General features: G+C 69.0%; 23 protein-coding genes. 8 read left to right on the top strand and 15 right to left on the bottom strand.

Annotated elements, in window-relative coordinates; genetic code table 11:
* Positions 1–39 precede the first annotated feature (39 nt).
* On the top strand, positions 40–2706 hold the full coding sequence (locus FKQ52_RS15000) for a ligase-associated DNA damage response DEXH box helicase (RefSeq protein WP_141627917.1): 2667 nt from the start codon (positions 40–42) through the stop codon (positions 2704–2706).
* Entirely contained in the window at positions 2703–3434 is a 732-nt protein-coding gene (gene pdeM / locus FKQ52_RS14995; RefSeq protein ID WP_141627916.1) for a ligase-associated DNA damage response endonuclease PdeM, read from the top strand. Before FKQ52_RS15000 ends, pdeM begins: the two co-directional genes overlap by 4 nt.
* Here the strand turns inward: pdeM and FKQ52_RS14990 are convergent.
* From FKQ52_RS14990 to FKQ52_RS14965, 6 genes are all read right to left on the bottom strand, one after another.
* On the bottom strand, positions 3431–4219 hold the full coding sequence (locus FKQ52_RS14990; protein ID WP_141627915.1) for a MipA/OmpV family protein: 789 nt from the start codon (positions 4217–4219) through the stop codon (positions 3431–3433). The two genes, pdeM and FKQ52_RS14990, sit on opposite strands and share 4 nt — an antisense overlap.
* 118 nt (positions 4220–4337) lie before the next feature.
* Entirely contained in the window at positions 4338–4634 is a 297-nt protein-coding gene (locus FKQ52_RS14985; RefSeq protein ID WP_141627914.1) for a hypothetical protein, read from the bottom strand.
* 173 nt (positions 4635–4807) lie between these two features.
* Complete coding sequence (locus FKQ52_RS14980) at positions 4808–5521, bottom strand: 1-acyl-sn-glycerol-3-phosphate acyltransferase (protein ID WP_141627913.1); 714 nt, start codon at positions 5519–5521, stop codon at positions 4808–4810.
* 2 nt (positions 5522–5523) lie between these two features.
* Positions 5524–6153: a YdcF family protein gene (locus tag FKQ52_RS14975; protein ID WP_141627912.1), complete on the bottom strand. Its 630-nt coding sequence runs from the start codon at positions 6151–6153 to the stop codon at positions 5524–5526.
* Entirely contained in the window at positions 6150–7043 is an 894-nt protein-coding gene (locus FKQ52_RS14970; RefSeq protein ID WP_141627911.1) for an ABC transporter permease, read from the bottom strand. The genes FKQ52_RS14975 and FKQ52_RS14970 overlap by 4 nt, the downstream gene beginning before the upstream one ends.
* Complete coding sequence (locus FKQ52_RS14965) at positions 7040–7750, bottom strand: cell division ATP-binding protein FtsE (RefSeq protein WP_141627910.1); 711 nt, start codon at positions 7748–7750, stop codon at positions 7040–7042. The genes FKQ52_RS14970 and FKQ52_RS14965 overlap by 4 nt, the downstream gene beginning before the upstream one ends.
* 68 nt (positions 7751–7818) lie before the next feature.
* Between FKQ52_RS14965 and FKQ52_RS14960 the strand changes: the two genes are divergently transcribed.
* Together FKQ52_RS14960 and FKQ52_RS14955 are read left to right on the top strand one after the other, a co-directional pair.
* Complete coding sequence (locus FKQ52_RS14960; protein ID WP_141627909.1) at positions 7819–8835, top strand: MJ0042-type zinc finger domain-containing protein; 1017 nt, start codon at positions 7819–7821, stop codon at positions 8833–8835.
* Positions 8828–9361, top strand: a complete 534-nt coding sequence (locus FKQ52_RS14955; protein ID WP_141627908.1) for a phosphoribosyltransferase — start codon at positions 8828–8830, stop codon at positions 9359–9361. Before FKQ52_RS14960 ends, FKQ52_RS14955 begins: the two co-directional genes overlap by 8 nt.
* A gap of 186 nt (positions 9362–9547) precedes the next feature.
* On the opposite strand, the gene lysA is transcribed toward FKQ52_RS14955, so the two are convergent.
* Genes lysA through argH form a run of 3 tightly spaced genes read right to left on the bottom strand, consistent with a single transcriptional unit; the run spans position 9548 to position 12548 of the window.
* Positions 9548–10849 (bottom strand): diaminopimelate decarboxylase, encoded by a 1302-nt coding sequence (lysA, locus tag FKQ52_RS14950; RefSeq protein WP_141627907.1) that lies wholly within the window; start codon positions 10847–10849, stop codon positions 9548–9550.
* Between the two features lie 21 nt (positions 10850–10870).
* Entirely contained in the window at positions 10871–11107 is a 237-nt protein-coding gene (locus FKQ52_RS14945; protein WP_141627906.1) for a hypothetical protein, read from the bottom strand.
* A 10-nt stretch (positions 11108–11117) separates the two neighbouring features.
* Positions 11118–12548, bottom strand: a complete 1431-nt coding sequence (gene argH, locus FKQ52_RS14940; RefSeq protein WP_205750792.1) for an argininosuccinate lyase — start codon at positions 12546–12548, stop codon at positions 11118–11120.
* On the opposite strand from argH, the gene FKQ52_RS14935 reads away from it, so the two are divergent.
* A complete protein-coding gene (locus tag FKQ52_RS14935) occupies positions 12547–13173 on the top strand; it encodes a TlpA disulfide reductase family protein (protein WP_141627905.1) in 627 nt (208 codons plus the stop codon). The two genes, argH and FKQ52_RS14935, sit on opposite strands and share 2 nt — an antisense overlap.
* Before the next feature lie 7 nt (positions 13174–13180).
* Here the strand turns inward: FKQ52_RS14935 and FKQ52_RS14930 are convergent, their stop codons facing one another.
* Both FKQ52_RS14930 and FKQ52_RS14925 read right to left on the bottom strand, forming a co-directional pair.
* Positions 13181–13489, bottom strand: coding sequence for a hypothetical protein (locus tag FKQ52_RS14930; RefSeq protein WP_141627904.1), 309 nt, complete (start codon positions 13487–13489; stop codon positions 13181–13183).
* A 96-nt stretch (positions 13490–13585) separates the two neighbouring features.
* A complete protein-coding gene (locus FKQ52_RS14925; protein WP_141627903.1) occupies positions 13586–14647 on the bottom strand; it encodes an NAD(P)-dependent alcohol dehydrogenase in 1062 nt (353 codons plus the stop codon).
* 118 nt (positions 14648–14765) lie between these two features.
* Between FKQ52_RS14925 and FKQ52_RS14920 the strand changes: the two genes are divergently transcribed.
* Entirely contained in the window at positions 14766–15662 is an 897-nt protein-coding gene (locus FKQ52_RS14920; protein ID WP_141627902.1) for a LysR family transcriptional regulator, read from the top strand.
* Between the two features lie 192 nt (positions 15663–15854).
* Here FKQ52_RS14920 and FKQ52_RS14910 read toward each other — a convergent pair whose 3' ends face one another.
* Together FKQ52_RS14910 and FKQ52_RS14905 are read right to left on the bottom strand one after the other, a co-directional pair.
* Positions 15855–16064 carry a hypothetical protein gene (locus FKQ52_RS14910; protein ID WP_141627901.1) on the bottom strand — a complete coding sequence of 70 codons (210 nt, stop codon included), beginning with the start codon at positions 16062–16064 and terminating at the stop codon, positions 15855–15857.
* A gap of 138 nt (positions 16065–16202) precedes the next feature.
* Positions 16203–16637, bottom strand: coding sequence for an Rrf2 family transcriptional regulator (locus FKQ52_RS14905; RefSeq protein ID WP_141627900.1), 435 nt, complete (start codon positions 16635–16637; stop codon positions 16203–16205).
* 99 nt (positions 16638–16736) lie between these two features.
* Between FKQ52_RS14905 and FKQ52_RS14900 the strand changes: the two genes are divergently transcribed.
* Together FKQ52_RS14900 and FKQ52_RS14895 are read left to right on the top strand one after the other, a co-directional pair.
* On the top strand, positions 16737–17642 hold the full coding sequence (locus FKQ52_RS14900) for an NAD(P)/FAD-dependent oxidoreductase (protein WP_141627899.1): 906 nt from the start codon (positions 16737–16739) through the stop codon (positions 17640–17642).
* Positions 17639–18307: a class I SAM-dependent methyltransferase gene (locus FKQ52_RS14895; RefSeq protein ID WP_141627898.1), complete on the top strand. Its 669-nt coding sequence runs from the start codon at positions 17639–17641 to the stop codon at positions 18305–18307. The genes FKQ52_RS14900 and FKQ52_RS14895 overlap by 4 nt, the downstream gene beginning before the upstream one ends.
* A 13-nt stretch (positions 18308–18320) precedes the next feature.
* Here the strand turns inward: FKQ52_RS14895 and FKQ52_RS14890 are convergent, their stop codons facing one another.
* The gene (locus tag FKQ52_RS14890; RefSeq protein WP_141627897.1) at positions 18321–18818 is read right to left on the bottom strand and encodes a hypothetical protein; all 498 of its coding nucleotides are present in this window, start codon (positions 18816–18818) and stop codon (positions 18321–18323) included.
* 101 nt (positions 18819–18919) lie between these two features.
* Complete coding sequence (locus FKQ52_RS14885) at positions 18920–19705, bottom strand: MipA/OmpV family protein (RefSeq protein WP_141627896.1); 786 nt, start codon at positions 19703–19705, stop codon at positions 18920–18922.
* Positions 19706–19754: the final 49 nt, after the last annotated feature.

Here is a 19754-nt window from a genome sequence, read left to right as displayed (position 1 = left end):
CGCCCGTGAAACGGAACGGGAACATGCTATATCCTCTCCGTGACGTCCGCCGCCGCTCCCGTAACGCTTCCGCCGCTTTTCGCCGACTGGTTCGCCTCGCGCGGCTGGGCGCCGCGTCGGCATCAGCTGGAAATGGTCGAGGCCGGACAGGCGGGGTCGCATGCGCTGCTGGTCGCCCCGACCGGCGGCGGCAAGACGCTGGCCGGCTTCCTGCCCTCCCTGATTGATCTGGCCGAGCGCGGTCCGCGTCCGGCGCATGGCCCCGGCAGCGGGGTGCACACCCTCTACCTCTCGCCGCTGAAGGCCCTGACCACGGATGTCGAGCGCAACCTGATGACGCCTATCCGCGAGATCGGGCTGAACATCCATGTCGAGAGCCGCACCGGCGACACCAAACAGTCCAAGCGCCAGCGCCAGCGCGACTTCCCGCCGGACATCCTTCTGACCACGCCGGAACAGCTGGCCCTCTTCTGTGCGTGGGAGGGGGCGAGGGCGTATTTCGCCGATGTGAAATGCGTCATCCTCGACGAGGTCCACGCCATCTGGAGCGGCAAGCGCGGCGACCTGCTCAGTCTCGGTCTGGGCCGGTTGCAGAAGTTCGCGCCGGAGATGCGGCGGGTGGCCCTGTCGGCGACCGTGGATGATCCTCAGATGATCGCGGATTGGCTGTCACCTGAAGCCCTCCCCCTCAAGGGGGGAGGGTTGGGTGGGGGTGCGGTCGCCGTCATTGCGGAAGCTGGAGCGGAAGGCGCGGACGAGGCCTCAAGCGCCACCTCCGGCGGCAGTCCGCCACCACCCCAATCCCTGCCCTTTCCCCCCTCGAGGGGCAAGGGAGTAGTGATTGTGCGCGGCGACCCCGGCGCCCCGCCGGTCATCGACGTTCTGGTCTCCGAAGGCCGCGTCCCCTGGGCGGGTCACACCGGCGTCCACGCGGTGCCCGAGGTCTATGAGGCCATCCGTCAGGCGGGGATGACCCTGATCTTCGTCAACACCCGCTGGCAGGCCGAGTTCGTCTTCCAGCAGCTGTGGGCGATAAATGACGACAGCCTGCCTATCGCCCTGCACCACGGTTCCCTCGCCGCCGAGCAAAGGCGCAAGGTCGAGGCGGCGATGGCGCGGGGCGATTTGCGCGCGGTGGTCTGCACCTCGACGCTGGATCTCGGCATCGACTGGGGCGACGTCGATCTGGTCATCCAGCTGGCCGCGCCCAAGGGAGCCAGTCGTCTGGTCCAGCGCATCGGTCGCGCCAATCACCGGCTGGACGAACCCTCCCGCGCCTTGATGGTCCCCGCCAGCCGGTTCGAAATGCTGGAGTGTCAGGCCGCCCGCGAGGCGGTGGCCGAGAACGCCTTTGACTGGGAGCCGGTGCACGTCGGCACGCTTGATACCCTCGCCCAGCATGTCATGGGCTGCGCCTGTTCAGAGCCGTTTGATCTGGATGATCTGTATGCGGAGGTTTCCGCATGTGGTCCCTATCGGGCGCTGACCTACGAGCAGTTCGAGGAAGTGGTCGATCTGGTCGCCACCGGCGGCTACGCCCTGCGCACCTACGACCGCTTCGCCCGCATCGTGCGAACACCTGACGGCAGGTGGAAGGTCCGCAACGCCCAACTGGCCCAGAGCCACCGGATGAATGTCGGCGCCATCGTCTCGGCCGCCAACCTCAATGTGAAGGTCGCCTCGCGCCGGGCGGGCGGGAAGCACCTCATCGGCGGCCGCAAGATCGGCGAGGCCGAGGAGTGGTATTTCGAGCAGATGGAGCCCGGCGACACCTTCATCTTCGCCGGTCAGGTATGGGCCTTCCAGGGCATCTCCGGCACGGATGCGCTGGTCAGCGCCGCGACAGGCAAGGACCCCAAGATCCCGTCCTACGGCGGCTCCAAATTTCCGCTGGGCACATCTCTGGCCGAACGGGTGCGGGCCATGGTTCAGGACCGCGACCACTGGCGCGTTCTGCCACCCGACGTGCAGGAGTGGCTGGAGTTGCAGGAGGTCGTTTCCCGCATCCCCCGCGCGGGTGAGATGCTGGTCGAGACCTTCCCGCGCGGAACCCGGCATTTCATGGTCTGCTATCCGTTCGAGGGACGGCTGGCGCACACGACGCTCGCCATGCTGCTGACCAAACGGCTGGACCGGCTGGAGATCGGCCCGCTGGGCTTTGTCGTCACCGACTATTCGCTGGCCATCTGGTCAATCCGGCCGATGGACAGGGTCGATCTCGACGCCCTGTTCGAGCCGGACATGCTGGGCGACGATCTTGAAAGCTGGCTGGAGGAGAGCTTCATGATGAAGCGCACCTTCCGCAACTGCGCCCTGATCTCCGGTCTGATCGAGCAACGCCAGCCGGGCGCCGAGAAGACCGGGCGGCAGGTCACCTTCTCGACCGACCTGATCTACGACGTTCTGCGCCGTCACCAGCCCGATCACCTGCTGTTGCGCACGGCCCGCGCCGATGCTGCTTCCGGCCTGCTGGATGTGGCCCGCCTCGGTCAGCTTCTGACGCGCATTCAGGGGCAGGTCGTGCATCAGCCGCTGGATCGACCCTCGCCCTTCTGCGTGCCGGTGCTGGTCCAGATCGGGCGCGAGCGGGTCGGCGGCGGCGCGGCCGAGATGATCCTGTCCGAGACCTCCCTGGACTTCGCCGAGGAGACCCTGATCGCCGAGATCATGGCCGAGGCGCCGCCGGAACTGGAGGGGGCGGCGTGAACACCACACTGCGCCAGACCCTGTCTCCCTTCCGCCATCCCTGCGGCGGGCTGAAGGTGCGTGTTGCGGGCGAAGCCTGCGTGCTGCGTTGCTCCGGCGCCCTGTGGCTGCCCGATCATCGGACACTGATCGCTTCGGACCTGCACCTCGAGAAGGGCTCGGCCTTCGCCGTTCGCGGCCAGATGCTGCCGCCCTACGACAGCCCGTCCACGCTGGCGAAGCTGGAGGCGGAGATCGAAGCTCTCGATCCCGCCCGCGTGGTCCTGCTGGGCGACAGCTTCCACGACTCGAAAGCCGTCAACCGTCTGTCCACGGAGGATCGCGAGCGCCTCGGGCGTTTGGCCGCCGGCCGGGACTGGGTCTGGCTCGAGGGCAACCACGATCTGGTGGCGCTGGAAAGCGCGCTCGACGCTCTGCCGGGCCGGGTGGTGACCACCCTGATGCTCGGCGCCCTCAGCCTGATCCACGAGCCGCAACCGGGCGAGGCTGTCGGCGAGATCTCCGGCCACCTCCACCCCGCCGCTCGCGTCGCCGCCTATGGGCGGGGCGTGCGTCGCCCTTGTTTCGTGACCGATGGCGTGCGTCTCATCATGCCCGCCTTCGGGGCCTTCACCGGCGGGCTGGATGTTCGGGACGTCGCGGTGGCGGGGCTCTTCGCGGCGCCGCCGATGGTCGCCGCGCTCGGACGGGACAAGGTCCACGCCTTCGCCTGGGATAGCCTGGGCTAGTTGCTGCTGCGGAAGCGGATGACGCCGATCAGACCCGCGCGCCAGACGCCCTCGTCCTCGATCAGCGGGCTGTCGCGCGTATCGCCCAGTCGCTGCTCATAGTTGACGAAGCCGCCGACGCCGAAGCGGTCGCCGATCGGCACGGCCAGGAAGACGGCCACGCCCGCGCCCGACAGACCGCCCGACGGCTCATAGGCGGTGTAACCGCTGCCCGGAGCCTCGGCCGGCGTCACGCCGTAGTAACGTTGCAGCCGATCACTATCCCCGCCGGTGACATAGGCGGTGGTCGACAGCAGGCCGACCGGCGTCACGCGCCGGTGCCCGACCGAGGCGTAGTACTGCGTCCCGGCGTCGTCGCCCGTCGCGTCGTGCTGCACACGCCCGCCGACGACGATGTTTCCGGGCAGTCGCTTGAAAGCGTACAGGGCCGCATCCGCGCCGAAGCCCGGACGATCCAGCGTCGAGCCCTCGATCTCGCCGGCCGAGAAGCGGGGGCGCAGTTGAACGCCCGCGTGGAAATCGTCGGTCTTGATCGCATTCCAGCCCAGACCGTCCAGCCCGTTGGCGTAGACGATGTCGCGGTAGGAGGCCGAGCCCCAGGCCGTGTAGTTGATATCGTCGCCCGTGTTCCCGGTCGCGCTGAACCCGTGGGTGACCCCGCCACCGACCTCCACACGCCAGCGGCTCGGCGCCTCGACCTGTTCGTAGGGCTGCGACTGGGCGGCGGCGGAGCCGGCGAAAAGCAGGCCGGCGGCGAGGGCCGGGAGGGCGAACCGAAGGGACATGAGGGGCTCTGGAAGCGATCGGGGAGATGATCCGAATGCACCACGAGCGCGGCAGCTCCCGCAATGCCCGAGATCACCGCGGGGCTGCGGCTTTCCGGCAACGTTGCGGTCGGGCGGCCTAGCGGGCCCGAAGACCCGCGCGATAGGCATCTAGCAACTCTGGCGTCACCACATCCTGGACGATCCAACGTCCGTTCCTGCCTTGCGTCAGGACCAGCCGATAGGTGCGTCCCACAACCGGCTGAGGCAGCGATACGCCGCAACTGCCGGTGTGCCAGAACACGGTCTCAGGCTGCGGCAGCGCTCCGATGTCCAGCGCCGCAAGCGTCATCCGAACGTCCCACACCCGGGCCTGATCATCGAGAGAACCGTCGATCCGGTAGGGGACGGCGTCCGAAACCTGTCCCAGAACCATCGTTGATCCTGCCGGAAGCGGCTGCGGCGGCAAGGGCGCGGGCGCCGACGGCGGAGCGCTTCCGCGCCGCGGTTGGGCAGAGACGATAATCTCGCAGGCCTGCGCTTGCGCCGCGGCGACGAGCAGGGTCGCGAACCCGAGGCAGGCCGCTGAGGCTCGCCCCTTCCGCATCACTATTCGCTCTTGCCGAGCAACGCCGTCGACGCCGTTTCCACGCTGTCTTCCAGCCGCTTCATGAACTCGGCGCGCTTCAGGCCCGCGGGGATCGGCTCGAGGAATTCGAACACCACCGTGCCGGGGCGATAGATGAAGCCGTGGGCGGGCCAGTGACAGCCGGAGTTGGTGGCGACGGGCCAGCAGGCGACGTCGAGATCGCGATAGATGGCGGCCACGCCCGGCTTGTAGTCGGCCGGAGCGCCCGGCGCGCTGCGGGTGCCTTCCGGGAAGATGACGATCTGGCGGTTATCCGCCAGCCGGGCGCGCGACTGTTTGACCATGTTTTTCAGCGCGGTCGAACCGGCCGAGCGGTCGACCGGGATCATCGCGGTCTTCCAGGCGAACCAGCCGAAGAAGGGCAGGACCATCAACTCCTTCTTCAGAACGAAGCAGGGGTCGTTCATGAAGGTGAAGGGCGCGACCACGTCCAGCATCCCCTGATGCTTGGGCGCCAGCAGGGCCGGGCCGGTCGGGCGATGCTCCAGCCCGCGCACCTCGACCTTGATTCCGGCGATCCAGCGCAGGCCGAACAGCACGAAATGCGCCCAGATCCTGATGACCGCCATGGCGTACCGATGCGGGGCCAGCAGCGCGGGCGACAGGCCGATCGCGAAGATCGGCATCGACAGGTAAAGCCAGGCCGTAAACAGCAGCGAACGCAGGATCAGCAAGGTCAGGCGGCCTTTTCTTCCGGCGCGGCATCCGTCGCCGTGCGGCCCTCGCCGGTCAGCTTGCCCACGGCGAAGCGGCCGAGGGCGGCGAGGTATTTCAGATATTCCAGCGTCATGCGCCGGGCGGTCACCGCAGCCCGCCACCAGCCGGAGTTATCCAGCGACGGGGTCTCTACGGCATAGGCTGTCAGTTCTACGCCCGGTGCGGCGGCGCGGATTTCGGTCAGGGCGCGCGGCATGTGGTAATCCGAGGTGACCACGATCAGGCTCCTGTAGCCCTTGGCCTCCGCCCAGGCGGCGATCTCCTGCGCGTTGCCGACGGTGTCCTCGGCCTCGAAGCCCAGATCGACGCAGCAGTTGAACAGACGGTTCGAACCCGGCGTCAGGGCGCGCAGTTCCTGACGACGGACCTCGCGGTTCACCCCCGAGATCAGCACCCGGTCGCCCTTGTCCTGCTCCAGCAGGCGGATCGCGGCGTTCACACGTTCAGCGGACGGACCGGTCAGGGCGACGATGGCGTCGGCGCGTTCCGGCTCGGGCGCGGGCGTGTAGCCGCGCACCCGGTCGGCGAACACGAACAGGCCGATCAACCAGATCAGCACCAGAATGGCTATGAAAGTCAGAAACTTCATGCCGTTAGATTACCTGTGCCCCTCAGCCGCGCCAGCGCGGTGAAGCGCGCGGCGACAACCGCTACCGTAGCCGCCAGCAGCGGACATGGCGAGAGGATCAGAACATCGCTCCAGGCGATCGGCAGGGCGGGCGACAGGCCGTCGCTGCCGCCGACCAGCCGCATCAGGCCGGCCGCTCCCATGGCCGCCAACGCGCCCGCCGCACCGGCGCCCGCCGCCAGCAGGCCGTAGCGCCGCTGGAACAGTCCGGCGATGCGTCCGTCCGAGGCGCCGTTCAGGCTCAGGGTCTGGATGACGGAGGCCTGCGCCGCCATCCCGGCGCGGGTCGCATAGGCCACCGCCGCGCCCGCCGCGCCCGCTGTCAGCAGGAAGGCCAGCGCCGCCAGAAGGGTGATCAACCCCGCCGACCGCTCGGCCTCGCCGCGCCACAGGCTGTGGTCGTCCACGCTGGCGTCCACGCCCGCCTGCGCGAGCGCCCGGCTCAGCGTCACCGCGCTGGCCGGCGCCTCCCTGTTCAGTCGCACCGTCACCAGATGGGGCAGGGGCAGGTCCGGCAGGACCGCATCCCCGACCCAAGGGCGCAGCAGATCCTCGGCGGCCTTGCGATCCATGGCCTCGGCCTCGTCCACGCCGGTCACGCTCGCCAGCGTCTCGGCGGCACGGGCGGCGGCGGCGTCTCCGGTTTCGCCAACGCGGGGACGCACCTGCACGGTCGCTTCCGAGCCCAGCGCACGGGCCCAGCCATGCGCCGCGCGGTCCGCCGCCAGCGCCCCGACCGCCGACACGCAGGCCAGGAAGCACAGCACGGCGATCACCGTCGCCAGCCAGGGCTCGCCCCCCGTGTCGCGCGGCAGAATGGGCGCTCGGGGCGCGAAGAACCGACCAATCATGCCTGTCCTCCCGTCAGTCGTCCGCTCGCCAGCGTCAGCACCGTCGCGCCCGAGCGTGCGGCCAGGTCCGCATCATGGCTGGCGATCAGCACCGTCGTCCCCAACCGGTTCATCGACTGAAACAGCTTTAGCAGCCGCCCGGCCATGGCCGCATCGACATTGCCGGTCGGCTCGTCGGCGATGATCAGGTCCGGTCCGGTCACCACGGCCCGCGCGATGGCCAGCCGCTGCTTCTCGCCGCCCGACAGGGCCGCGGGACGGGAGTCGATCTTCTCCCCCAGTCCGACCCAGTCCAGCATCTCATGCACGTCGTCGGCGTAGTCGGCGGTCTTCACTCCCGCCAGACGCAGCGGCAGGGCGACGTTCTCCCAGGCGCTGAGGTGGTCCAGCAGGCGGAAGTCCTGGAACACCACCCCCATCCGGCGGCGGAAGTCCGGCAGCGCCGAGCGCGGGGCCGCTCCGGCCTCCTCGCCGAACAGCTCCAGCGTCCCTTCCCGGGGGCGGACGTCCAGCGTCAGCAGTTTCAGCAGCGTCGACTTTCCGGCGCCCGACGGCCCGGTAAGGAAGTGGAAAGAGCCCGCGGGCAAAATCAGGTTAACGTCCCGCAGCACGTCGGGCGTCTCCTCATAGCCGAACCCCACGCCGCGAAGGCGGGCGGTGGCGGGCGACGAGGCGGCATCGGCGGCGCGACGGGGTTGGACGGACATCAATTCTTGGATCAGTACGCGGCGTGCCGCGAACGGGGGAGGGGCGAAGAGCCTCGCAGTCGGCGCCTATGATACTGACCTGCCCGTCCTGCGCCACCAGCTATTTCACCCCGGACGAAGCGATCGGGGCGAACGGCCGGACCGTGCGTTGCAAGACGTGCAAGCACACCTGGCGCGCGACCCTCGATGAACCGCTGGACCTGTCCACCGCCGACGAGGTCGTCACCCTCCGTCGCGAGGAGCCCGCGCCCGAAACCCTGGCCGAGACCCCGGCTCCCGAACTGCCGCGCGCCTTCCGCGCCCGAGCCGAGCAGCAGCGTCGTCTGCGTCGCGCCGCCACCCATGGCGTGCTCTGGGCGGGCGTGGCCTCCGGCTTCGCGGCCCTGCTGGGCGCCGCATGGCTGTTCCGGGTCGAGGTGGTCGAGATGGCGCCGCGCACCGCCGCCGCCTATGCCGCCGTCGGTCTGACGGTGAACCCGACCGGTCTGGATTTCGAGGCTGTCAGCGCCCGTCCCCTTCCGAATGATCCGGGCAAGGTCATCGTCTCGGGCGCCCTGCGCAATGTGCGGGACAACGAGCGGGTCGCTCCGCCGGTCCGCGTGGCCTTGCTGGATGCGCACGGCGCCGAGATCGGCCATGCCGTGGTCAACATCGACGCCGCCCCGGTCCTGCCCGGCAAGGTGCAGGGCTTCGCCGTCATCATTCCCGATCCCGGCGCGCGCGGTCAGGGGGTCGATCTGGCCTTCGTGCTCGACACTCCCGCATCCCGCCCGGCGCCTGCCGCCCATGCACCGGCTCATGCAGGCGGACACGCCCCGACCCCTACCGATGCCCCGATGCCCTCGCATGAGCCCGCGCCGGATCACGCCGCGCCCGCCGAGCCGGCCCATGCGCCGACGCCGACGGTGGATCACGCCTCAAACCTTCGCCCCGCGTCGGGGCCGCGTCCCGGCGCCCTGCGGCGCGCCCTGAACCCCGGCGTGCCTGTGCCCCCGGAGATGCAGCCGATCGACGCCGTGCCGGCTCCGACTGAAAGGGCTCTCGACTCGCACGCCCCTCGGGCGGTATCGCGGGATCATGGCTGACACCTCCCCGACGCCCACCGTGCTGCTCCCCGAGGCGGAGGTGCAACGCATCGTCGCCGACCTCGCCGCGCAGATCGCCCCTGTCATCGACGACGAGACCGTCGCCGCGGTCCTGCTGACCGGCGGCCTGTGGTTCGCCGCCGACCTGACCCGCGCCCTGTCGCGCATCGGCCGCAACGTCCGCTTCGACGCCCTCTGGCTCGCCTCCTACGGCGATGAACAGTCCAGCCGGGGCAAGATCGACGTCTACGCCGACTTCCAACGCTCCATCGAGGGCCGTCGCGTCCTGATCATCGACGACGTCTTCGACACGGGCCTGTCGCTCGCCGAGGCCGTCCGCATCGCCAAGGAAAAGGGCGCGTCGGAAGTCCTGACCGTGGTCTTCGCCAAAAAGCCCTGGCCGCTCCCCCGCGCCCCCGAACCCGACTTCGTCGGCTGGGACGCCCCGAACCGGTTCTTGGTCGGGTACGGGCTGGATCACGCGGGCGCCCTGCGCGGCCTGCCGGACGTTTGTGCGCTGGATTGAGTTCTCCTCCCCGTTCGCGTTGCGAATGGGGAGGTGTCGCGCTTCGGATACGAAGCGTGACGGAGGGGGCGGCTCAGGCTTCTGAAAGCCGTCCGCCAATCCCTTGCCACCGGCGTCGCCCCCTCCGTCTCGTCGGCTGATCGCCGCCGAGCCACCTCCCCATCGCGAATCGCGACGGGGAGGAGATTAGAGCCAGCTCGCCTTCGGCTCCCGCGCCCACATCTCGTCGTAGCTCGGCCTCGGCCGCACCACCGCCCAGCGGTCGCCGTCCACCAGCACTTCCGCCACCAGCGGTCGCGAGTTGTACTCGCTCGACAGCACCGCCCCGTAGGCGCCCGCGCTCAGGAAGGCGACCAGATCACCGGCCTCCAGCGGCGCCAGCATCCGGTCACGGGCGAAGATGTCCGTCGACTCGCAGATCGGCCCGACCGGGTCATAGGCGGCCCGTTCGCCCTCGCGCGGTTGCACCGGAACCAGATCGTGGAAGGCGTCATACAGGGCCGGCCGCATCAGGTCGTTCATGCCCGCGTCGAGAACGAGGAACCGTCGTCCGTCCGCGCGCTGGTTCACCTGAATGACGCGGCTGACCAGAACGCCCGCATTGGCGGCCAGCAGGCGGCCCGGCTCGAACGCCGCCTCGACGCCCAGACCGTCCAGCACCCGCGCGCACATGGCGGCGTAGTCGGCGATGGAGGGCAGGTCCGTCTGGCCGTGATAGGGCACGCCCAGCCCGCCGCCGAGGTCCAGCCGCGTCACCTCGCAGCCCTTCTCGCGCAGGGTCTCGGCCACGCCCCGGATCGTTCGGAAGGCGGCTTCCATCGGGGCCAGATCGACGATCTGGCTGCCGATGTGGCAGGCCAGGCCCACGGGCGTCACATGGGGCGAGGCCGTGGCGCGGACATAGAGTTCGATGGCTTCCTCGACCGGGACGCCGAACTTGTCGGTCGCCCCGCCGGTGGTGATCTTGGCGTGCCCGCCCGCGCCGATGTTCGGATTGACCCGCACGGCAATCGAAGGGGTCGCTACCGCTCGCGACGCGGTCGCTCGCTGCTTGAGCGACGATGAGACCTGGATCAGCCGATCCAGCTCGGCGCCGCTCTCGACGTTGATCTGGCGCACCCCGGCGTCGATGGCGAAGGCCAGTTCGGCGTCGGTCTTGCCCACGCCCGAGAAGATGATCCTGTTGGCCGGCACGCCCGCCGCCAGCGCCCGGCGGATTTCGCCTTCCGACACCGTGTCCGCGCCGCAGCCCAGATTCGCCAGCGTCGCCAGCACCGACAGGTTGGAGTTGGCCTTGACCGCGAAGGCGATCAGGCTGTCGCCCAGCGCGCCCTTGTGGTCGTCCAGCGCGCTGCGCAACAGGCCGTAGTGCCGGGTCAGGGTCGCGGTCGAATAGACATAGACCGGTGTGCCGACGGCCTCGGCGATGACGGGCAGGGGCACGGCCTCAGCGTGGAGAACGCCGTCGATCAGTTCGAAATGGTTCAAGTCAGGATCCCGGGGAGAGGATCAGCGCGGGCTGTTGCCCGATCCGCCGAAAGGACTGGAGCTCGGGCCGCCGTCGATGGGCTGCTCGCGGTTCGGGCGATTGACGGTGGCGGGCTCGGGCAGGCCCGGCGCGCGCTCGTCGCGCATGCCGCGCTCGGTGCGTTTGGCGGGCGGAGCGTCCAGATCGGCCATGCGGCCACAGGCGGCGGCCGAGACCGCGATCAGGGCGGCGACGCCCGCGATGACAAGCTTTTTCATCTCAAATCCCCTAAGCGAGCCGCATCTTCCATTCGGCCACACGCGCCCGAACCTGATCCGGAGCCGTACCGCCGAAGCTCTGGCGGCTGGCGCAGGAAGCCTCAGCCGTCAGCACCTTGTACACCCCTTCGGTCACGCCGGGATGCAGCTTCTGCAATTCTTTCAGCGGCAGTTGCGACAGGTCCACGCCCAGCGTCTCGGCCCGCTTCACCGCCGCGCCCGTCACATGGTGCGCCTGACGGAACGGCAGGTTCAGTTCACGCACCAGCCAGTCGGCCAGATCGGTCGCGGTCGAGAAGCCCGCGCCGGCGGCGGCGGCCATCTTTTCGGTGTTCGGGATCAGGGCCGCGACCATGGCGGTCATGGCGCCCAGCGCCAGATCGAGGGCGTCGAACGCCTCGAACACCGGCGGCTTGTCTTCCTGCATGTCCTTTGAATAGGCCAGCGGCAGGCCTTTCATCACCGTAGACAGGGCGACCAGCGAGCCCATGATCCGGCCCGTCTTGGCCCGCACCAGTTCGGCGGCGTCGGGGTTGCGCTTCTGCGGCATGATCGACGAGCCGGTGGTCAGGTCGTCCGGCAGGGTGACGAAGCCGAACATCGGCGTCATCCACACCACGATCTCTTCGGCCAGACGCGACAGGTGCCCGGCGCAGATCGAGGCGGCGGCCAGACTCTCCAGCGCGAAGTCGCGGTCCGACACGGCGTCAAGCGAGTTGGCCATCGGACGGTCGAAGCCCAGGGTCGAGGCGGTCATGTGCCGGTCGATGGGGAAGGGCGAACCGGCCAGCGCCGCGGCGCCCAGCGGGTTCTCGTTCATCCGCGTGCGGGCGTCGGCGAAACGCCAGGCGTCACGCCCGAACATCTCGACATAGGCCATCAGGTGGTGGCCCAGCGTCACCGGCTGCGCGGTCTGCAGGTGGGTGAAGCCCGGCATCAGGTCGCCCGCATGCTGTTCGGCGCGCGCCAGCAGGGCCTTCTGCAGCCCCTTCAGCTGCACCACCTGCCGGTCGCAGGCGTCGCGCACCCACAGGCGGAAATCGGTGGCCACCTGATCGTTGCGGCTGCGCGCCGTGTGCAGACGGCCCGAGGGTTCGCCGATCAGCTCGTTCAGGCGGGCCTCCACATTCATGTGGATGTCCTCGAACTGGTCGCGGAACGGGAAGCTGCCGTTGCGGATCTCGTCCTCGATGGCGTCCAGCCCGCCCAGAATGGCGTCGGCGTCGGCCTGCTGGATGATCCCCTGCGCGGCCAGCATGCGACAATGCGCCCGCGATCCGGCCAGGTCCTGGGCCCAAAGTCGTTGATCCACGCCGATGGAGACGTTGATCGCCTGCATGATTTCGGCCGGTTTGGCCGAGAACCGACCGCCCCACATGTCTTGACCTTTGGCGCCCCCGGGGGCTTTGGTCGCGGGATCGGAGGGCGTCTGGTCGGACATGGCTATCTCGAAAGCGGTAATCGGCGCGGTCGTGGGCGTGCTGCTGGTCGGTGTGATCGGCGGCGGCGCGGCGCTGCTATACGCCAATCCGGGGGTGATCAACAAAGCCGCAACGCCGGAACCGCCCGCGAAAGGCGAACTGGCCCGTTTCGCGACGGGCACGATCACCCGTCTGGAGACCCCGGCGGCCCTCGAACAGGCCCCGGCCTATGTCTTCAAGACCCGCGAAGGCGCTGATACGCGCCTGTCGGATTTCCGCGGCAAGGTGGTCGTGGTGAACCTGTGGGCCATGTGGTGCGCGCCTTGCCGCACCGAGATGCCGACGCTCGCGACACTGTCGCAACACTACGCCGGGCGGGATGTCGTGGTCCTGCCGATCAATGTCGACGCCACGCCCGACGCCATCGCTGACGCGCGCAGCTTCATCGACGTCCATGAGCCGCTGCCGATGTACAGCGATCCCAAATTCCAGCTGCCGTTCGAACTGCCGGGCAAGGGCAAGATGCCCCAGACGGTGCTGCTGGACCGTCAGGGGCGTATCCGCGCGTATTTCTCGGGCGAGGCGGACTGGGCCAGCCCCGAGGCGAAGGCGCTGATCGACGCCCTGCTCGCGGAGCCGGCCTGAGTTTTCCTTAGTTTGCGGGGGCCGGGACGCGCTCGTCCGTCGCCGGATTGACCGCGCCGGGGCGACCTTCGGCGGCGGCTTCGGCCTGATTGTCTTCCAGCTTGTCGGCGGCCTTGCCCGCGACCTCTTCCGTCGCCTGCGCGGCCTTCATCGCGCCGGCCTCGAGCACCTCGCCCGTTTGGGCGGCGATGTCCCCGGCCTTGTCGGCGGCGACGGCGGCGTCAGCTTCGGCCTGCTCCTGTTCGGACTGGGTGCAGGCGGCGGCGCCCAGCGACAGGGCGGCGATGGCGGTCAGGGCAGCGATACGAACACGCATTGCGTTATCCTTCGGGGTTGAACCTGGGCGGTTAACGCCGCTTCGCCCCGCCGGGTTGCGGCGACGTCAGTGTCGACGCCGCCGCGGGTCCCGTGATCAGGCCGCTTCGGTCAGCGAGGCCATGTCGATGGAGAAGCGATACTTCACATCGCCCTTGATCATCCGCTCATAGGCGGTCTCGATCTGATCCATCGGGATGATCTCGACGTCCGAGACGATGTTGTTGTCGCGGCAGAAGTCCAGCATTTCCTGCGTCTCGGCGATGCCGCCGATCAGCGAGCCGGCGATCGAGCGGCGGCCGAAGATCAGGTTGCCGACCGAGGGCGACGGGTGCGGCTCGGCGGGCACGCCCACCAGCACCATCGTCCCGTCGCGCTTCAGGGCGCTGACATAGGGGTCCAGATTGATGGACGCCGCCACCGTGTTCAGGATGAAGTCGAAGGTGCCCATGTGCGCCTGCATGTCGGCCTTGTCTTTCGACAGGACCACGCCCTTGGCGCCCAGACGCGCCGCGTCTTCCGCCTTGCCCGGCGAGGTCGTGAAGACCCAGACTTCCGCGCCCATGGCCGCCGCCAGCTTCACGCCCATGTGGCCCAGACCGCCCAGACCGACCACCCCGACCTTCTGGCCCGGGCCGACCTTCCAGTGGCGCAGGGGCGAGTAGGTCGTGATTCCGGCGCACAACAGGGGCGCGACGGCGGCCAGCTGGCTCTCATCATGGCCGATGCTCAGCACGAAGTCCTGATCCACCACGATGTGCCTGGAGTAGCCGCCGAAGGTGTGGCCGCCCAGAACCTTGTCCGGCCCGTTGTAGGTCATGACCGCGCCCGTGCCGGTGCAGTATTGCTCCTCGCCCGCGACGCACGACGGACAGGTGCGGCAGCTGTCGACCATGCAGCCGACACCGACCAGATCGCCTTCCTTGAAGCGGGTCACCTGACCGCCGACGGCGCTTACGCGCCCCACGATCTCGTGGCCCGGGCAGCAGGGATAAAGGGTGCCGCCCCATTCGGCGCGGACGGTGTGCAGGTCCGAATGGCAGACGCCGCAGTACAGGATGTCGATGGCCACGTCCGTCGCCAGCGGATCACGGCGCTCGAAGCTGAACGGCGCGAGGGGTTTGTCGCCGGCGGGGGCGGCGTATCCGAAGGTTTTCATGGGGGCTCCAGCAAGTCGAAGGGCGCGTGTGGACGGCCCTGATGAGCGAAAGATACGCCGCGCCGGGTCGCGCGATTAGATGTAATGGTCCGCATGAACCTATGAATTGGATTCAGCAATGAAGCGTGACGAGCTCGGTGACCTGGCGGTCTTCATGGTTGTGGCCGAAGAGCGGGGGTTTACAAAGGCCGCCTTCCGGCTGGGCCTGTCGCCGTCGGCGCTCAGCCATACGATCCGTCGGCTGGAGGCCCGGCTGGGCTTGCGCCTGCTGCTGCGCACGACGCGTAAGGTCTCGGTCACCGAGGCGGGCGAGCGTCTGCTGGAGACCTTGCGTCCGGCCTTCGCCGATATAGAGACCCGCATCGAGGCGCTGGGCGAGCTGCGGGACCGGCCCTCCGGCACCATCCGCATCAACTCCGGCGAACACGCCGCCCACACCCTGCTCTGGCCGGTGCTGGAGCGGTTCCTGCCCATGTATCCGGACGTGAAGGTCGAGATCACAACCGAGCTGGGCTACGCCGACATCGTCGAGCGCCGCTTCGACGCGGGCGTCCGTCTGGGTGAACAGGTCGAGCGCGACATGATCGCCGTCCCCATCGGCCCCGATGTGAACATGGTGGTGGTCGGCTCCCCGTCATGGTTCGCGGCGCATCCGAAGCCGGTCACGCCCCATGATCTGAACGACCACGTCTGCATCAACCTGCGCCTTCCGACGCGCGGCGGCCTCTATGTCTGGGAGTTCGAGAAGGACGGGCGCCAGCTCAACGTCCGCGTCGAGGGCCAAATGATTTTCAACGACATGGCCCTGATCCAGAAGGCGGCCGAGGCGGGGATGGGGCTGGGCTTCCTGATGGCGGATGTCGTCGCCCCGGCCATTGCCGAGGGGCGTCTGGTCCCGGTGCTTGAGGACTGGCGACCGCCCTTCCCGGGCTATCACCTCTACTATCCCAGCCGCCGCCAGCCGACGCCGGCCTTCACTCTGCTGGTGGAGGCGTTGCGGTATCGGGGGAGCTGACGCGAGAAGGCGTCGTCGGTTCGGCCGTCGGCGTCATCGGCGCGGTCTCATCCGCCGCCTGTGGCGGCACGCCGTCCACCGGCTCGGACACCGCCGGCGAATGCTCCGCGGGCGCCGAGGGACTGTTTTCCCCACAGGCGACCAGCCCGCCGGACAGGCCGAAGGTCACCGCAAGCAAGGCCGTGATACGCCTCACGCCGCCGTCTTCGCCATGTCCGCCTGCGCCGCGCGACACAGGCCGTTCAGCTGCCGGGTCAACGACGTGCCCTCCAGCTGATTGACGTCGGCCATGGTGTAGCCGCTCTTTTCCATGGCCCGCGCGATCTCGCTGCGGCTCCGGTATTGGCCGGTTTTCGCCAGGGCGAAGGCCTGCTCTACGGGGTGAAGTCTGAACTGTGTCATGCATGCCGAACGCCATGCCGGGGGCGGCGTTCCTAAGTCGGACACCGGACATGCCCGCCCGCGACGACGGCCCGACCCGGAGCTCTGGAGTTGGGAACGGACCGCCGGAACAGCCGCCTGCCGATACCAAGGATCGGATCACATGCCTTCAGCAGTTCGCGCGACCGCCACTTCGCGGGCCAGACTGCCGATGGTCACCTCGCCGAACCGGTCCAGCAGCCGTCGCTCGGCCTCGAACATCGCTTCGTCCATCGCCGCGTTCACCGCCTTTTCGACCAAGCAGCGCGGATTGTCGTCCGCCAGTCCGATGGCGAACAGCTTGGGGCTGCCCAGGGCGTCGTGGATGTCGCGCAGCGTCACCTCATCCAGCGATCGCGCCAGCGCCCAGCCCCCGCCGTGCCCCTTGTCCGAGGTCACGTACCCGGCTGCCTTCAGCCCGGCCATGGTCCGGCGCACGACCACCGGGTTGGTCGAGATCATCTTGCTGATCGCCTCGGAGGTCACGGGGGCGCCGATGTGATCCATGTGGATCAGCACGTGCAGCATGCGGGACAGGCGGGTGTCGGCGGGCATGGAGTCACCCTATCGCCTCGCGACACGTAACAAAAGAAGTTGCGTGATCGGCGTGTCGCTTTATATCTCTCGCAACATCATGAGTTACGAGAGGCTCCCATGGATCGGTACGACGTCATCGTGGTCGGAGGCAGTTTCGCCGGCCTGTCGGCGGCGATGCAGCTGGCGCGGGCGCGGCGCCCCCTGCTGGTCATTGACGCGGGCCGACCCCGCAACCGCTTCGCCGCCGCCTCGCACGGCTTCCTCGGTCAGGACGGCGTCCCGCCCGCCGACATCATGCGCCAGGGCCTGACCCAGCTGGCTCGTTATCCCACGGTCGACTTCGCCCATGCCGAGGCCCTGACCGCCCGCGCCGAAGCCGACGGCTTCACCCTGACCCTGTCCGACGGCGCCGAGGTCTTCGCCCGCAAGCTGGTCCTCGCCACCGGCGTCACCGACACCCTGCCGCTGGAGTCGATGATCCCGCGCTGGGGCGTCAGCGTCCTGCATTGCCCCTACTGCCACGGCTACGAGGTCCGCGACCGCCCCCTCGCGGCCATCGCGACTGTTCCGGCCGCCGTGCATCAGGCCCTGATGCTGCCGGACTGGGGCCCGACCACCTTCTTCACCCAGGGGCAGTTCGAGCCGACCGAGGAAGAAGGCGCCCACCTGGCCGCGCGCGGCGTCATCATCGAGCGCACCCCGGTGGTCGAGCTGCTGGGGGAGGGAACGGCGATCTCCGCCCTGCGGCTGGCCGACGGTCGCGAGGTCCCGGCGGAGGCCGTCTTCACCGCCCCGCGCACCCATGTGACCAGTCCTCTCGCCGAACAGCTGGGCTGCGCCTTCGAGGACGGCATGACCGGCGCCTACATCCGCGTCGATCCGATGCAGCAGACCAGCGTGCCCGGCGTCTTCGCCGCCGGCGATGCGGCGACCCAGATGTTCAACGCCACCATGGCTTCGGCCGCGGGCGTCATGGCCGGCGTCGCCGCTCACCGCGCTCTGGTTCAGGACGCGGCGGCATGAGCGGCTTCGACGATCCCGAGGCCGTCGCCCGCTACGCCGAGGGGCCGCGTCGTCTGGTCCCCGGCCTCGATGACCTGCACCGCATGACCCGCCTGTTGCTGGACGAGACCGTTCCGCCCGACGGCCATGTGCTGGTTGTCGGCGCGGGCGGCGGGATGGAACTGCGCGCCTTCGCCGAGGCCCGCGCCGGCTGGCGCTTCACCGGGGTCGATCCGTCGGCCGGGATGTTGAAGCTCGCCGCCCGCACTCTCGGCCCTATGGCCGACCGCGCGGACCTGCGCGAGGGCTATGTCGCCGACGCGCCGGACGGCCCGTTCGACGGCGCAGCCTGCCTGTTGACCCTGCATTTCGTGCCGGAGCCCGAGCGCATCGCCACCCTGTCGGAGATCCGCCGCCGCCTGAAACCGGGCGCCGCCCTGATTCTCGCCCACCACAGCATGCCCGACGGCCCCGCACGCGCCGTCTGGCTCAATCGCTTCGCCGCCTTCGCGACCGACAATGGCCTGGACCCGGACCGCGCTCATGCGAACGCCCACGCCATCGGCGAGGCCCTGCCGCTTCAGACCCCTGACACGGAAGTCGCCCATCTGAGGGCGGCGGGGTTCACGGACGTGCAGCTGTTCTACGCCGCCTTCACCTTCAGGGGGTGGGTGGCGCGGGCATGAACCTTCGGGTCGTCTATGTCCCCGGCGCCTGCAGGCGTTCGGCGATCAGATGATCTCTCATGGCCGCATAGCGGGCCCTGGCTTGCGGGCGGCTCCATTCCGCCCCGCTTTCCGGAGCGGTCAGGCGGATCACAAAGCCGCCGTCCTTCTGGACCAGATAATAGCCGTCCGCGCCCGGCTCAGGCTTGGCGCCTTGCGCCGTGCCGTCGATCCAGTCGATGTCGAACCAGGCTTCGCAGCGCATGGATCTGTTCTGAGGATCGAATGAGACGAACTCTGCGTCCCGACCGGTGACGGCGGTCCGCTGGTTCAGCTCGTCGGCGACCCACTCCCAGCCGAACTCATGATCAATCCGCCGAACCTCTTCCGCCACAAGCGGCAGGGCGGCCTTGCAGCCCCCCCGATCGCCCTGCTCCAGCATCGCCAGAACGGCGTCCGGCGATGTTGTATCAGCGCCTCCGCATCCTGAGACGAGCAGCGCGGCGGCCAGCGCGAGGGCGCGATAAGTCATTGAAATCCCCCTGATCCCTTTGAGGCATCTGAGGGACGGAAGCTTGTCCCGTCAAGCAGGAGGGGCTTGGGCGGCATGGTGCGGCCGCAACCCGCCGCTTCCTATCCGCCGAACCGTCGGGACACGAACATCCCCACCCGCCAGGAGTCGTCGTTTCGCGACAGCGGACTGTCGGCGATGTCGCCCAGTCGGCGCTCATAGTTCACCAGACCCCCGACGGCCCAGTCCCGGCTCACGGGCGAGACCAGCAGCAGGGTCGTCCCGGCGGCCTGAAGGCCTCCGTCAGGCCGGTAGGCGGAAATGGCGTTGGTCAGGGCCTCGGCGGACGAAACGCCGTAATAGGCGTCCGCCAGCTTCTGATCGCCGCCCTGCACATAGGCGCTGGCGTTCAGGACCCCCACCGGCGTCCGGCGTTGATGCGCGATCGAGGCCTGATACTCGGTCCCGTCGCTGACCCCGCTCACATCCCGGCTGATGCGCCCGCCCACCACAATATTCCCCGGCAGGCGCTGGTAGGCGTAGACGGCGGCGTCGGCGCCGAAGTCCGGCCGGTCCAGCGTCAATCCCTCGATATCCTCCGGGCTGAAACGAGGGCGCAGCTGAACACCGGCGCGGAAGGTCTCCGTATAGACGACGTTCCAGCCCAGCCCCTCGAACGGGCTGAAATACAGCCGGTCGCGCCAGTTCGCGGCGATGTAGGGGATGACGTTCCCCTGACCGCCCGTGTCGCCCCCGGCGTCCCGGCTGTAGATCGCACCGACACCGACATCCACGGTCCAGTCTTGGCGAGGCCCCGCCCGTTCAAAGGGCTGGGACTGCGCGGCGGCTTCGGTCGCGAGGGCGGTCAGCGCCAATGCGGCGACCGTCAGGCTGAGAGGGCGGAGCATCGCGGCGGTCCTTTGATCATGTCGGAGACACAGGAATACGTCCGGAAAC

It is taken from the genome of Brevundimonas sp. M20 (assembly GCF_006547065.1).
In the GTDB taxonomy this organism is placed as follows: Bacteria; Pseudomonadota; Alphaproteobacteria; order Caulobacterales; family Caulobacteraceae; genus Brevundimonas.
Note: the sequence above shows the minus strand (reverse complement) of the source record. Positions and strands in the feature narration are given on the sequence as shown.